Here is a 13,589-nt window from a genome sequence, read left to right as displayed (position 1 = left end):
TCGGCCGGTGCAATACGAAACTCATCCACACAAACCGGCTGTACGGGCTGACCATCAGCATGCAGCACCGTCAGTTTTAAACCGGGAATTCGCACATCAAAAAAACGTTTGCGCCGCTGAATTAATAAAGCGTAAGCGTACCCGCTCACCGGGTTTAAATAAGCCCAGCCAAGGCTTAGCAGTTGAACAACCGTTAATTAAATACTTGTAGGTATACGCTGAAATATCGGCTAAATCAGTCATAGACATACGCATTTCATTCCACATCTTGCGCTGATCAATGGCTGAGCGAAACCCGTGTTTAGCCACATCGTGCAGAAAATCTACGACCGTCGGTTGATTAAAATTGTAATAATCGCTTTGTGTTTTGAGCTTTGCAAAAATGCTGAGCGGGTCTTCATCGGTCCAATCCGATAACTGTATGACGTAATCACGCTCGCTAGGCTGAGTTTCTTGCCTAGGGGTAATGACAATCGCGCCGTACAAGCCAGTTTGTTCTTGCATACCCGAATGCGAATGATACCAATAAGTGCCTGATTGATTGACGTTGAACTGATAAGTAAACGTTTCTCCAGGCGCTATACCTTTAAAACTAATACCCGGCGCGCCATCCATTTGATACGGCAAAATCAGCCCATGCCAATGTATCGACGTGGTTTCTTTTAATTGATTCGTGACATGCAGCGTGACCGTATCGCCTTCACGCCAATGCAAGATAGGCCCCGGCATTAAGCCATTAATAGTCGTTGCCATACGCGGTACACCGGTCACATTAACCGGCGTGGCACTAATCACTAAATTAAACTCAGTCCCAGTTAACACCTGCTCAGGCTGCTTGGCATCAGCCAGAAGCTTAGTAGGCATAAATAGGGTCGCGATAGCGCTAGCTGTTGTGGTTAAAAATTGGCGGCGAGGGTGTAATAAGAGGTGGGATTGATGAGTCACGCTATTTTTAATTAGTTGAGCTTCGCTGCGCGAAAATACCTACCAGACCACCTACACAAGCAGACGCAATAGAGATTAAACCTTCACTGGTGGTTTTACCAAAAATTGATAACAGTATAATTCCGATCACACTAATCCCAGTTATGCCAACAAGCCCCCATACAGCAATATGATAGACGCGTTCGGGCAGAGGGTCTTTCAAACGCGGGTCTTGCTCTGGTTTGAGACTTACAGTACCCTCTTTTGTTAAATGATGTTTTTGTATTGGCTCAGAATCTTCATTTTTCATAATCAACGGCCTTAAATAAATTAAGGCCATTCGTTTGTTATTCGAATGACCTTACGCCAACTTTAATTTAGTTAGAGCAATCTCAATTTGTAATTGCTGAATTAAGCTTTTAGCTTTTCACATTCTTTGCTCTGGCATTGCTTCTAGCATTAGAAAAAATAGCCATTTGCAATTCCTTGTAAGACTCGTTTTCCTCATCAATAGAACCAATCACGCGGTTAGGATTAGATTGAATTTCCTTAACCGCCCACTCTAATAAAGACAATGAATTTTCAAACAAGTCTTTTTTAGTCGTTACGCCAATTGTTGACATGAAAGCTTCCAGTTCTTTCGCTTTTTCATCTGTCAATTCGAACTGTATTCTCATGATGCAACCTCATATTGATTATTAAAAAATTAAATATTCCAGAATCATTACAAAATTACTCTCAAATAATAAAGAATTGCGCAAGTTGATTCATAATTTAAGTTCTCCGACAAAGTTATTATAATTTGGTTAACCGCTTATTTTTTTCTACAACACTTAATTCGACTGAAAAATCCAAATAGATAGTCTTAGTTTTATTTAACCGATTTATTTCCAAATCGGTCACTTCCGTGTTTACTTCTTCATAAAAAAGCACAAGGCTTAAGAAAAGGATTATTGATTGAGTTAATCATGATGACACCGGTTAGTTCAGTACGAAGCTAACGACTGGCAAGCAATTAATGCTCGCAATTTCATCATATAATAATCATTTAAAAAATCAATGTTTGGCTAAGTCCGATGTTGCGAATCTTAAGCTTTTTTTCGGCTACCCACTTTATCGGTAGCTCATACACCATAAATTTCACTTAAAGCATGTTAAAAAACTTTTGAACGACTACTTAATTCAATGGTTATTGTCTTCATCGGTTTCAAAATCCCCTTCCTGAACAACCAGCTTATTTTGCTGGATGATATTTCTAAACGTATCACTAGTAACTGCCCAATCAACCAAATCAACCCGAATCGTTAAGTCCGATTCGGCAAAAGCCGTTTTAAGTTCTGCCATTACCGATAGCGATAGTGGTTGAGTGGTTACAATCACCAAGTCCAAATCTGAATACGGTTTAGCGTTGCCTGTTACCCGCGAGCCAAATGCCCATACGGTATGATTGGGCAGGAATGTTTTTAATATCCGGTTTAATTCCTCGCTGTCTTGCGATTTAAGATCAAGCATCTTGGCTTTGGGCGGTTAATTGTTGGTATAAAAAGCGCGCTTCTAGCGCAAAATCGAAGGCAATGTCATAAATAGCCTGTGCTTTATGTAGATCATAAGCATGGCTGGTGTCGGTGCGGGCTTGTCGGTAAGTGCGCCATTGTAGCCAGTCTGAGCGCAATAAGCCTCTTTCGTTACCGATGCGAATCAAGTTTTGAAAAGAGGCTTGCTCGATTTCTTGCGGGTTTGCTGCCGTCGCTTCCAGGTAACGCTTAAGCATTTTGTGGATGAGTTCATAGGTAAACTCAAAACATTGAATCACAGAGTTGCGAAATTGCTCAAACAAGTCAGGGTCCGATTTAGCTAAATCCGATGTTGCAAAACGTAAGCTTTTTTCCAATTGCTGTATGGCATTAGCTAAGGGGGAGAAATCAATGTCTATCATGATGATTTTTGTCGAAAATTAAACACTTAATTCAATATGGCTTATAGTTCAACGTCACCAATAGCGAGAAAAATAAACGCGTTGACCATTGCAGAAAATTCCGCTGTTAATGCAGTCTGCTGCTTTAGATTCTGCTTGGTTTGCTCGACAAGTTGCTGTAATTCATAGTTGCCAGGTTGCCCACCGGCAAGTGTTATCACATCCAATAAGCTTTTGATTATAGACAATTTGCTACGTCTAGTTTCATTTAAGGCTTCTCTATCCAAACCCAACACGGCAATCGTTGTTTTCCCATAAATTTGGTCGTCTATGGGATACGGGATTTCATCACGAAAACCAATGTAATCCCGTGGATTTAACACCGATGGATTTATTAACAAAGGCTCTTCCATCGCCATATCGTCATGATGGCTACGCGCACGGTTAACAGGATTTTTCAGAGGAAACAGGTTTTTCTTATAGTGCTGATTACACAAGGTACAGCAAAACAACAGGTTACTCCAAGTATAGGCCAACCAGTAATAGCCCGGTTGAGTCAATTGGTCGGATTCAGTTTGTTTATGCCCGCCTTTAGGACGGTAATGTTCGACATCGCCATAACTAATGTGGGTAATTTTGGCTTCACAAAAACAGCATTTGTCATGTTGCATGGTGCGTAAAGCTACTTTTACGGAGTTATGTCCATAGATTTTGCCTTTAAATTCAAAATCATGATTGCCTTGCTCGAATTGGGCGCACAAAGCCTTTTGTTCGGTTTGGCCTGCGGTTGTTAAAACCTCAGGTTCATCGCTGCGTTGGATAAAAATCATGCCGATGTTTTCAATAATGCTGCGGCACGGCGGATGATGTCCATTGCGGCAATATCTTCAGCGGTTTCGGCGGTCGGCAAATCGCCTATTTCCGCTTCCAATACTTTTAATTGCGCCTGGTCTTCGTCGGTCAATTCCGGCTTGCTTAAAAGTTGCCGACGTTGTGCCAGTTTGTTTTCATAATGCGGCGAGCGCGCGCTGTCCAAATCGAACAAATCGCTGGTCAATAATTGGTCAATACGCCAGCCTTGCACGGCATGTTTTTGTTGATCGATGACCACATGATCGCCTTCTCGTCTTAAAACCACGATATTAGCCTGCTCCGCTGCTTGCACGATGAGTGGGCTATGTGCAGTGACAATGAATTGGGTGTTAACGAAACGCTCGCTTAAATACGACATGATGGTGCGTTGCCATTTGGGGTGTAAATGCAGGTCGATTTCGTCAATTAACACGACGGCGGGTTCGGCGATGGGGTTTGGGCTGTTGGGGTAGGCTGCAAACATCCGTGCGGCAAGGTCAACCATCCATGCGGTCATCGTTTGGTAACCTAAGCTGAGTTGGGATAATTGCAGCCAACCATTGTCGGTTTCAAAACCCACTTTCGGATTTGGATGCTTTTCAGTTGGTACGGAAATGCCAATTGCTTTAACATCAGGCAATAAATTGACCAGCACTTCTTTGATGATTTTGAAACGCTCTTGGTATTGAGTTTGAATTTGCGAAGGTATTTTTGCAATGTAATCCGTTTGCAGCAACCATTCTTCTGCGTTGATTAATTCTGCTTTATCACTAAAAGCATTGTTGTAATGAATGTTCTTAACTTCTAACGAGGTTTTATCGCTTTTTAGTGTTCTGTTAGCATCGTAGCCAAAAATTGCGGTGGTATGGGCTTTATTATTAAGCTGTTTATCATCCCATGATTTCAATTCCCAAAAATCATTAAATTCCTGCTCAATACGGCTAACCTCTGAAGCTACTATTCCACTTCTAAAATTAAAGCCGTGTGCAAATTTAGCTTCAATGTGCATGGAATGGCTGCCGTTTCGTCTTAAAGAAAAAGCTGCTCGTGGCGAGGACGCTTTTTGTACTTTTTTCTCATCTTCATCCAAAAAATCATCAACAGCTAAATAGCTTCTAAATAGAGTTTGCAATAAAGTTGTTTTACCCGTTCCATTGTCACCTAACATAACCGTCCATTGTGCTGGCCGCCCATTACCATCCGACAAATCCAACATCTGGCTTTCCCCAAAACAGCGGACGTTTTCTAAGGTCAGGGATAAAAAATAAACTCCCTCACAAGGTTTTTCTTCGGTAGACATGCTCTTTTCCGTTTAGGTTTAGTGCTAAGGAACAATGATCTTATCTCAATGGACGCTGGTGGGATTTATATACTTCAAACGGTATAGGTAGGGCGCGCTGTGCATACCTTTATAACATCATTAAAAATCAATACAAAAGGTACGCACAGCGTACCCTACAGCTTTGCCATCCAATGGCATTGGATTCCGGCAACCCCTGCCGTAATGACGGTAATATGCGACAAAGTAACAAGTGGACGTTAAAACCCATAAAACCCCACTGTGAGTAAGCCTACAAATTATCCGTGTATTGTTGTAAAGATTACTTACAACAAAAGCATACAAAAATAAATTTTCATTTATAAATCAATTAGATAAAAATTATTTTTCACTTGGCACAGGCATTGCTTTATTCAAGTTGTCATTCACAACAACGTCCTATAACAGGAGAAGAGTATGTCATTACGTCAATGTGCAATATACGGTAAAGGTGGTATTGGTAAATCAACAACCACACAAAACTTAGTGTCTGCTTTAGCAGAATTAGGTAACAAAGTGATGATCGTAGGCTGTGACCCTAAAGCGGATTCTACTCGCTTAATCTTACACGCAAAAGCACAAACTACCATTATGAGCTTAGCTGCAGAAGCAGGTAGCGTTGAAGATTTAGAATTAGAAGACGTATTAAAAGTCGGTTACGGCGGCATTAAATGCGTTGAATCAGGCGGTCCAGAGCCAGGTGTTGGCTGTGCCGGCCGTGGTGTTATCACGGCGATTAACTTCTTAGAAGAAGAAGGCGCTTATGATGACGAATTAGATTTTGTGTTCTACGACGTATTAGGTGACGTTGTATGCGGTGGTTTCGCGATGCCAATTCGTGAAAACAAAGCACAAGAAATCTACATCGTTTGCTCTGGCGAAATGATGGCGATGTATGCCGCTAACAACATTGCTAAAGGTATCGTGAAATATGCGAACTCTGGCAGCGTGCGTTTAGCCGGTTTAATTTGTAACTCTCGTAACACAGCGCGTGAAGACGAGTTAATTTCAGCCTTAGCGGCTCGCATCGGTACGCAAATGATTCACTTCGTACCACGCGACAACGTTGTACAACGCGCTGAAATCCGTCGTATGACTGTTATCGAATACGATCCAACCTGCAAACAAGCAGACGAATACCGTGCGTTAGCGACTAAAATTCGCGACAACAAGAACTTCATTATCCCAACTCCAATTACTATGGATGAGTTAGAAGAGTTGATGATGGAATTCGGTATTCTTGAGCAAGAAGATGAGTCTGTCATCGGTGTCACGGCTGCTGCTGAAGCATAAGCACGTATTCAACCATACCGTAGCGGCGTAATCCGCTACGGTTTTATCCTAAAACCTGTCTATGGGGGATTGCCCATGACATTCGTAGGAGACTTTTATGGCTGCGTTAACCAAAGAAGAAACTGAAAAGTTGATTCAAGAAGTTTTGGAGATTTATCCAGAACAAGCGAAAAAAGATCGTGCAAAGCATTTAGCGATTAACGATCAATCGTTAGAAAAATCTAACAAATGCATTACCTCTAACCGTAAATCTTTGCCAGGCGTGATGACCATTCGTGGTTGTGCTTACGCAGGTTCTAAAGGTGTGGTTTGGGGCCCTATCAAGGATATGATTCATATTTCTCACGGTCCTGTAGGCTGTGGTCAATATTCTCGGGCAGGACGCCGTAACTATTACATCGGCACAACGGGTGTTAACGCCTTTGTTACGATGAACTTCACATCGGATTTTACTGAAAAGGACATCGTATTTGGCGGTGATAAAAAAATTAGCCAAAATCATCACGGAAATCGAAGGTTTGTTCCCATTAAATAAAGGTATCAGCGTTCAATCTGAATGCCCTATCGGTTTAATCGGTGACGACATTGAAGCGGTTTCTAAAAAAGGCAGTAAAGAAATCGGTAAACCGGTTGTGCCAGTACGTTGCGAAGGTTTCCGTGGTGTATCGCAATCATTAGGTCACCATATTGCCAACGACGCCGTGCGGGATTGGGTGTTAGGCAATCGTGATGGCGATGATAGTTTCCCAACCACACCTTATGACGTAGCGGTTATCGGCGATTACAACATCGGCGGTGATGCTTGGGCTTCACGGACGTTGCTGGAAGAAATGGGTTTACGCGTTGTCGCACAGTGGTCTGGTGACGGTACGTTAGCAGAAATTGAAAATACACCGAAAGTGAAACTCAATTTAATCCACTGCTATCGTTCGATGAACTACATCGCGCGCCACATGGAAGAAAAATACAAAATCCCCTGGATTGAGTATAACTTCTTCGGCCCTACCAAAATTGCTGAGTCATTACGCAAAATCGCCGCGTTGTTTGACGACACCATTAAGGAAGGTGCTGAGCGCGTCATTGCGCGCTACCAAGCTGAATATGAAGCGGTTATTGCTAAATACAAACCACGTCTGCAAGGCAAACGCGTCATGTTGTACATCGGTGGCTTGCGTCCTCGCCATGTGATTGGTGCGTATGAAGACTTAGGTATGGAAGTTGTTGGTACTGGTTACGAGTTCGGTCATAACGACGACTACGACCGTACTATTAAGGAAATGGGCAATGCGACATTGTTATACGACGATGTCACCGGTTACGAATTCGAAGAATTTGTTAAACGCGTCCAACCTGACTTAATCGGTTCGGGTATCAAAGAAAAGTACATTTTTCCAAAAAAATGGGTATTCCATTCCGGCAAATGCACTCTTGGGATTATTCCGGCCCTTATCACGGTTATGACGGCTTTGCGATTTTCGCTAGAGATATGGATATGACGTTGAATAACCCTTGCTGGAAGCAAGTTAAAGCGCCTTGGAAAACAGCAAGTGATGGCGCAGAAGCAGTAAAAGTAGCAGCTTAAGTTTAGCTAAGCTTTGGAGCAGCGGGTTGATAAGGATGTTACCCGCTACGTCTGACAAAATCGCGAAAATACCGATGCCCGTTGCTTAGGTATAGTCGATTAAATACCTAGGGCCACAACCGGCAGTTTTATTCCTTCAGAGCGTCGTCCACAGATTAGTGGCGCGTAGGAGATTATCATGAGCCAACAAGTCGAAAACATTCTACCGAGTTATCCTTTATTTAGAGATGATGAGTACAAGGAAAATCTCGCTAATAAACGGGCTGAATACGAAGAGCGTCACGAACAAGCCAAGATTGATGAGGTATTCCAATGGACAACGTCTAAAGAATATCAAGAATTAAACTTTGCACGTGAAGCGTTAACGGTTAACCCCGCTAAAGCCTGCCAACCGTTAGGTGCTGTGTTATGTGCCTTAGGTTTTGAAAAAACCATGCCGTATGTACACGGTTCACAAGGTTGTGTAGCCTACTTTAGAACCTATTTTAACCGCCATTTTAAAGAACCCGTTGCTTGCGTATCTGACTCTATGACAGAAGATGCAGCGGTATTCGGTGGACAAAAAAATATGTTCGCAGGGCTTGAAAATGCTAAGGCGTTGTATCAACCGGATATTATTGCGGTATCAACTACCTGTATGGCTGAGGTTATCGGAGACGATTTAAACGCGTTTATTAACAACGCGAAAAAAGCAGGTCACGTCGAACAAGATTTTCCGACACCGTTTGCCCATACACCGAGTTTCGTCGGCAGCCATACTACAGGCTGGGACAATATGTTTGAAGGCATGGCGAAATACTTTACGTTGAACTACATGGAAGATAAAACCGTAGGTTCTAACGGCAAGATAAATTTTGTACCAGGTTTTGAAACGTACTTAGGTAATTTCCGCGTCATTCATCGCATGATGAAAGAAATGGGCGTTGATTACAGCTTATTAAGTGACCCATCTGAGGTATTGGATACACCGGCCGATGGTACATTCCGCATGTATGCTGGCGGTACTACGCAAGCTGAAATCAAAGATGCGCCGAATGCGATTGACACCTTGTTGTTACAACCTTGGCAATTGGAAAAAACCAAGAAGTTTGTGCAAAACATCTGGCATCAACCAGCAACCGCTATCAACATCCCAATGGGGTTAGAATGGACGGATGAGTTTTTGATGACGATTTCTAAGTTAACAGGCAAACCTATTCCAGCGTCATTGGAATTAGAGCGTGGTCGCTTAGTCGATATGATGACAGACTCTCATGCTTGGTTACACGGCAAACGTTTTGCGCTGTATGGTGATGCTGACTTTGTTTTAGGTATGACCAAATTCTTGTTAGAAGTCGGTGCTGAGCCTAGCGATATTTTATGCAACCACGCCAATAAAACGTTGGCAAAAAGCAGTACAAAAAATCTTAGATGCCTCGCCTTATGGCAAAAACTCGCAAATCCATATCGGTCGCGATTTATGGCATTTCCGCTCGTTAATGTTCACCAATAAGCCTGATTTCATGATAGGCAACTCTTACGGCAAATTCATTCAACGTGACACCTTCTACAAAGGCGAAGCGCATGAAGTACCGTTAATCCGCATAGGTTTCCCTATATTCGACCGTCACCACTTACATAGAATGACTACCCTAGGTTACGAAGGTGCTATTTATATGTTGACGACTTTGGTTAATGCAGTTCTGGAACAACTGGATAAAGAAACCAAAGGTATGGGAACCACAGACTACAACTACGATTTAATTCGTTAATGTAGCTTGGGTTACTGTAGGTCGGGTTATGCTCACGCTAACCGACCTACCCTGCTAGGTTAAGCCTTGCTTAGCCTAGTCTTAACTTGTTAGTAATGCGTGTTTAGCGGAGAAACCTAATGCCTAGCGTCATGTTGAAAAAAAACCCGGAAGGCAAATTGGTCTTCTACGTTCCTAAAAAAGATTTAGAAGAGGTCGCAGAATCGGTCGAATTTGATAGTGCCGAGCAATGGGGTGGTGAAATTTTATTAGCCGATGGCTCTAAATATTACATTGATCCTATGGTGCCACCCGACTTTCCGATAACTTTACGCGCAAAACGTTTTAGATTCAGGAGAAGAGTGATATGGCCTTATATATTGTTGAATCAGAATGTATCTCATGCGGCGATTGCGAGCCCGTGTGTCCAACCCAATCCATCACAGAAGGTCCTGTCGTATTCAAAATTGACAAACGTACCTGTACTGAATGTGAAGGCGATTTTGACAAACCACAATGTGTTAAAGTCTGCCCTATTGATAATTGTATCCTTCCTATAGAGCATAAGCCATGAGCCAGATCACGTTAACACGCGAGCTGGCTTTGCGCATCGGGCTGGCCGCACGCGTCCTGCCCGATACCAACGCCAAACGCTTGCTTACCGTCTTGAGTAGTTGTATTGAAGCTCCCTTGACCGATAGCAAAGTCGCGGCAATCGACATCAATACGCTAAAACACGCTCATCAAGGTGAGTTTTCTACTGTTGAAGACAGCTTATTGAAACAAGCACTGACCATTCTGAGTAATACCGGCACGAATAAAATACTACCGGCAACGCAATCCTACCAAGAAAATGATATGCCTGGCTCGATTCGCATCGCGGTAGCTAGCGACGATGCGATAAATGTTAATGGACATTTTGGTTCGTGTGCTTGGTTTTTCATTTATCAAGTGAATGCGCGCGAAGCACGGCTTATTGATATTCGCACGGCTGAAATTCCTGAAGGCTTAATCGTTGACGATAAAAATGTTTATCGTGCTGAGCAAATCCAAGATTGCAAAGTGCTTTATGTGTCATCCGTAGGCGGGCCGGCGGCAGCTAAAATTGTACGCTTAGGCATACATCCTATGAAGCTGGCCGAGCTGCAAAGCATTGTGGATGTCATTGAGCAATTACAACAAGTGATGTCAGCAACACCACCACCTTGGCTAGCCAAAGCGATGGGCTTAGAGCGCCCTGAGCGCTTTAAATTTGATGAGGAAGCGACCGCATGATGAATGTCGAACAAGTGCAAGCGATTGCTGAGCGCATCACGGCTTTAGGCTTAAGTGATGAAACGGTGTCGGTGTTACGCCAAGATTATCAACCCATTCACTTTACCTATTGCATGGATGATGATTTACCGAATAACACGCCCGTCATGACTCAGCCTGAGTTTAATTTGTATTTGATCGACGGGCGTGAGCATTGTCTATGCTTAACCAACAATTATGACGTCGCCACCGGTATTGTTATTGCTGAAATCATACCCGAATAGGGAGTCTTATGTCCGGTCACGCCAGTCCTGTTAGTCTTCCCATTGCTGATTGCAGTGTTTGTCCGTTTCGCAGCAAAACCTTATTAGCCGGTCGCTGTATGCCTGGCGATACCTGTGTGAGCGCTGAAAGCGGGCGTCAAATCGATAGGTTTTTCCGCGTTAATCCAGGTTTTGCTGAACATTATTTGTACGACAAATTTTGGGAGCGACGCGCCATTGCTGTTCGCTATGCGCCGCAAAAAGCTTTAATCGATTTAATTAACGATGAAGACGAAGTGGTACGGCGTGCTGTGGCGTATCGTTTGCCGCAAAACTATTTAACGTTATTGCAAAACGATACTGACCGAGAAGTCAGAATGACGGTTGCCGACAGAATGCCTGCGGAAAGTTTAGAGCAATTAGCCAATGACCGCGATTATATCGTCCGTTTAACGGTTGCTAGACGCTTGCCACAGGGCCGGTTATTCCGCTTAATTCGCGACCCTGATGTAGAAGTCAGAAAAGTCGTTGCCGAGCGGTTACCCGAAGTCAGTTTAGGGTTAATGGTGCAAGATGAAGCAGCCGAGGTAAGACGCATAGTTGCCGAACGGATTAGCCCTGATGAAGCCGATGTGTTCTTAACAGATAGCGATTGGTTGGTGCGCTACAGTGCAGTGCAACGCGTACCGTTATCTGCCCTCAACACGATGTTAGACGATCCAGAACCTGATGTGCGTAACGCCGCATTAGCGCGTTTAGCTGAGGCAGGCACTGGCACACACGGCGGATAACAACAACACAAACGGAACAATCTTCATGTCTTGCTCAAATGAAACTAACGATTTGGCGTTAGACGGTTTCAAACTGGCTAAAATCTGCAAAAAGACCTTGCCAGGGCCAAGTGATGACGCCTTACTAGCAAATATACAAGCCTTAATTCCCGACTATCCGTTACGTCTCGCCAGAACAGGTAGTGAATGGTATCGCTTAGGCGGTATTGTCGATATGAGTGGTAAACGTATTGCGCAAGACTTAGTCGAATGGACTGAGCGCACTTATATTGAATGCGGTAAAGACTTAGAAACTTTAATTGACCATACCCGTAAACAACGACTTATCGCAACGCAACAAACCGGCAACACCTTGTATTTTGTGATTCAAATCGGATGTATGGCACAGGATTATATTCAGCTAGACATTGATAAAATCCACGAAGTCGCTGATCGTTTACTGGTAGGCGATCAGCAACCCCCTGAAGATTTAGAAGAGTTTATCGACCCTCTCTATCCTGAATGTATACAGCCGTTTGGCATCGGTGCCGCACGCTATGTCTACAGACGTAAAACCGATGTCGCTGTCTTTATGTCAGAACTCAACAAGCACCATATCGAGCAACACCCGGTACAGCGTTTTATCGACGATTGGAATCGGAGTAGCGCTCAACACAAAGCGGTCATGTCTAGCGATTGGATAGTCAGGCCGTTTCGTCACACCGGTAAATTCGGCGAACAACAGATTAACGTCGAACTTATCAACACCCAGACCAAAACCTTGTCGCAAATCGATGACTTAGCAGGCAAAAAAAGGCACTGCTTTACATAACGTACTTACACGTTTTGATAGGCAAGCCGGTTATCCGTTTGCATGGTTTTTTTATATGTTGAAAGGCAAATTCGTGCCCAGTCAATGCGGTGTCGCGGTTTATAAAGACATTAGCGGCGATTATTCGTATTTACCGGAACGCGATGCCGCCATTCTTAAGGACTGGATTAATACGCCTTACAGCGTATAACCGTTAGGTTTTCTCAACCTGTTGTTAATAATCTAAAAACTCACAAGGAGTTATCATGGCAATAGCACAAATCAAAGCATTTTCTGAATTATCTAAAACAGATGCTGAGTTAAAAACAAAATTACTCGAAGTTCAGAAAATCCGCGAATTAATCGCATTGGGTAAAGAATACAACTTTGAGCTTGATGAAGTTGAACTCTACCCACCTAATGAACCGCAATTTACCGCAGAGCAATTATCTGAGCGTATGCAAAAAGCATTGTTACGCGTGTAAGCAGTTTATAGACAACGGCTAGCAAAAAGACGGGACAGGGTATTCAGGGTGTAGGACGCCGTAAATACATCCCTGTAGGCTTGGTGGCAGCATCCCTGCTGCCAACACCTACACCCTGAACACCCTGTCCCTACTAAAGTGTGTACCTAGTCAACGGATAACTGAACCACAGTTATCCGTTGTTAATGCTAGGTGTTACCCTTTAATACACAGCACTTGCCTAAGGATATAGCCCCAAACAACTTCCCTGAATTGCTAATGGTAAATCTGGGATAATGAAGCGATTTGAGCAAGACGATTAAAAGCCCATGATTGGTTATGACCAAGCCATTGAAATCAAGATGCAGCGCCTGTTTGGAACTCTATCCGAAAAGGATAAAACGTCGATACGC

The 13,589-nt window shown here is 43.3% G+C and carries 18 protein-coding genes and 2 pseudogenes; 12 read left to right on the top strand and 8 right to left on the bottom strand.

What is annotated here, in order from left to right; genetic code table 11:
• From VZ94_RS33070 to VZ94_RS05140, 8 genes are all read right to left on the bottom strand, one after another.
• Positions 1 to 68: hypothetical protein (locus tag VZ94_RS33070; protein WP_439097696.1), on the bottom strand; the 68-nt coding region annotated here is incomplete at its 3' end.
• A gap of 28 nt (positions 69 to 96) precedes the next feature.
• Positions 97 to 864 carry a multicopper oxidase domain-containing protein gene (locus VZ94_RS05170; RefSeq protein ID WP_439097695.1) on the bottom strand — a complete coding sequence of 256 codons (768 nt, stop codon included), beginning with the start codon at positions 862 to 864 and terminating at the stop codon, positions 97 to 99.
• Positions 865 to 952: 88 nt separating this feature from the next.
• Positions 953 to 1,234, bottom strand: a complete 282-nt coding sequence (locus tag VZ94_RS05165; RefSeq protein WP_131655474.1) for a hypothetical protein — start codon at positions 1,232 to 1,234, stop codon at positions 953 to 955.
• Positions 1,235 to 1,343: 109 nt separating this feature from the next.
• Entirely contained in the window at positions 1,344 to 1,601 is a 258-nt protein-coding gene (locus tag VZ94_RS05160; protein ID WP_045778423.1) for a hypothetical protein, read from the bottom strand.
• A gap of 505 nt (positions 1,602 to 2,106) precedes the next feature.
• Entirely contained in the window at positions 2,107 to 2,436 is a 330-nt protein-coding gene (locus tag VZ94_RS05155) for a nucleotidyltransferase domain-containing protein (protein WP_045778422.1), read from the bottom strand.
• Positions 2,429 to 2,860, bottom strand: coding sequence for an HI0074 family nucleotidyltransferase substrate-binding subunit (locus VZ94_RS05150; RefSeq protein WP_045778421.1), 432 nt, complete (start codon positions 2,858 to 2,860; stop codon positions 2,429 to 2,431). Before VZ94_RS05150 ends, VZ94_RS05155 begins: the two co-directional genes overlap by 8 nt.
• A gap of 41 nt (positions 2,861 to 2,901) precedes the next feature.
• The gene (locus VZ94_RS22265; RefSeq protein ID WP_052700234.1) at positions 2,902 to 3,669 is read right to left on the bottom strand and encodes an HNH endonuclease family protein; all 768 of its coding nucleotides are present in this window, start codon (positions 3,667 to 3,669) and stop codon (positions 2,902 to 2,904) included.
• The gene (locus tag VZ94_RS05140) at positions 3,666 to 4,991 is read right to left on the bottom strand and encodes an AAA family ATPase (protein WP_045778420.1); all 1,326 of its coding nucleotides are present in this window, start codon (positions 4,989 to 4,991) and stop codon (positions 3,666 to 3,668) included. The genes VZ94_RS22265 and VZ94_RS05140 overlap by 4 nt, the downstream gene beginning before the upstream one ends.
• A 435-nt stretch (positions 4,992 to 5,426) precedes the next feature.
• Here VZ94_RS05140 and nifH point away from each other — a divergent pair, with 435 nt between their 5' ends.
• The 12 genes and pseudogenes from nifH (at position 5,427) to VZ94_RS05095 (ending at position 13,197) form a co-directional block, all read left to right on the top strand.
• Complete coding sequence (gene nifH / locus VZ94_RS05135) at positions 5,427 to 6,302, top strand: nitrogenase iron protein (RefSeq protein ID WP_045778419.1); 876 nt, start codon at positions 5,427 to 5,429, stop codon at positions 6,300 to 6,302.
• Positions 6,303 to 6,399: 97 nt separating this feature from the next.
• A pseudogene (gene nifD / locus VZ94_RS05130) lies at positions 6,400 to 7,884 on the top strand (nitrogenase molybdenum-iron protein alpha chain).
• Positions 7,885 to 8,062: 178 nt separating this feature from the next.
• On the top strand, positions 8,063 to 9,376 hold the full coding sequence (nifK, locus tag VZ94_RS05125; RefSeq protein ID WP_239649651.1) for a nitrogenase molybdenum-iron protein subunit beta: 1,314 nt from the start codon (positions 8,063 to 8,065) through the stop codon (positions 9,374 to 9,376).
• The gene (locus VZ94_RS33065; RefSeq protein ID WP_239649652.1) at positions 9,258 to 9,635 is read left to right on the top strand and encodes a nitrogenase component 1; all 378 of its coding nucleotides are present in this window, start codon (positions 9,258 to 9,260) and stop codon (positions 9,633 to 9,635) included. The genes nifK and VZ94_RS33065 overlap by 119 nt, the downstream gene beginning before the upstream one ends.
• 119 nt (positions 9,636 to 9,754) lie before the next feature.
• Positions 9,755 to 9,898 (top strand): annotated as a pseudogene (nifT, locus tag VZ94_RS28060) (putative nitrogen fixation protein NifT); the annotation flags it as partial.
• 83 nt (positions 9,899 to 9,981) lie between these two features.
• Positions 9,982 to 10,188: a 4Fe-4S dicluster domain-containing protein gene (locus VZ94_RS22260; RefSeq protein WP_052700233.1), complete on the top strand. Its 207-nt coding sequence runs from the start codon at positions 9,982 to 9,984 to the stop codon at positions 10,186 to 10,188.
• Complete coding sequence (gene nifX / locus VZ94_RS05115) at positions 10,185 to 10,889, top strand: nitrogen fixation protein NifX (protein WP_045778418.1); 705 nt, start codon at positions 10,185 to 10,187, stop codon at positions 10,887 to 10,889. The genes VZ94_RS22260 and nifX overlap by 4 nt, the downstream gene beginning before the upstream one ends.
• Positions 10,886 to 11,152 carry a DUF6129 family protein gene (locus VZ94_RS05110; RefSeq protein WP_045778417.1) on the top strand — a complete coding sequence of 89 codons (267 nt, stop codon included), beginning with the start codon at positions 10,886 to 10,888 and terminating at the stop codon, positions 11,150 to 11,152. Before nifX ends, VZ94_RS05110 begins: the two co-directional genes overlap by 4 nt.
• 8 nt (positions 11,153 to 11,160) lie before the next feature.
• Positions 11,161 to 11,922: a 4Fe4S-binding leucine-rich repeat protein gene (locus tag VZ94_RS05105; RefSeq protein ID WP_045778416.1), complete on the top strand. Its 762-nt coding sequence runs from the start codon at positions 11,161 to 11,163 to the stop codon at positions 11,920 to 11,922.
• 25 nt (positions 11,923 to 11,947) lie between these two features.
• A complete protein-coding gene (locus tag VZ94_RS05100) occupies positions 11,948 to 12,733 on the top strand; it encodes a hypothetical protein (RefSeq protein ID WP_239649650.1) in 786 nt (261 codons plus the stop codon).
• A 55-nt stretch (positions 12,734 to 12,788) separates the two neighbouring features.
• Complete coding sequence (locus VZ94_RS30235; protein WP_275575138.1) at positions 12,789 to 12,923, top strand: hypothetical protein; 135 nt, start codon at positions 12,789 to 12,791, stop codon at positions 12,921 to 12,923.
• Positions 12,924 to 12,978: 55 nt separating this feature from the next.
• A complete protein-coding gene (locus VZ94_RS05095) occupies positions 12,979 to 13,197 on the top strand; it encodes a Nif11-like leader peptide family natural product precursor (protein WP_045778415.1) in 219 nt (72 codons plus the stop codon).
• Positions 13,198 to 13,589 lie beyond the last annotated feature (392 nt).

This window comes from Methylocucumis oryzae (assembly GCF_000963695.1).
GTDB classification, from domain to species: domain Bacteria; phylum Pseudomonadota; class Gammaproteobacteria; order Methylococcales; family Methylomonadaceae; genus Methylovulum; species Methylovulum oryzae.
The sequence above is the reverse complement of the archived record's forward strand: the minus strand, read 5'-3'. Positions and strand labels throughout refer to the sequence as shown.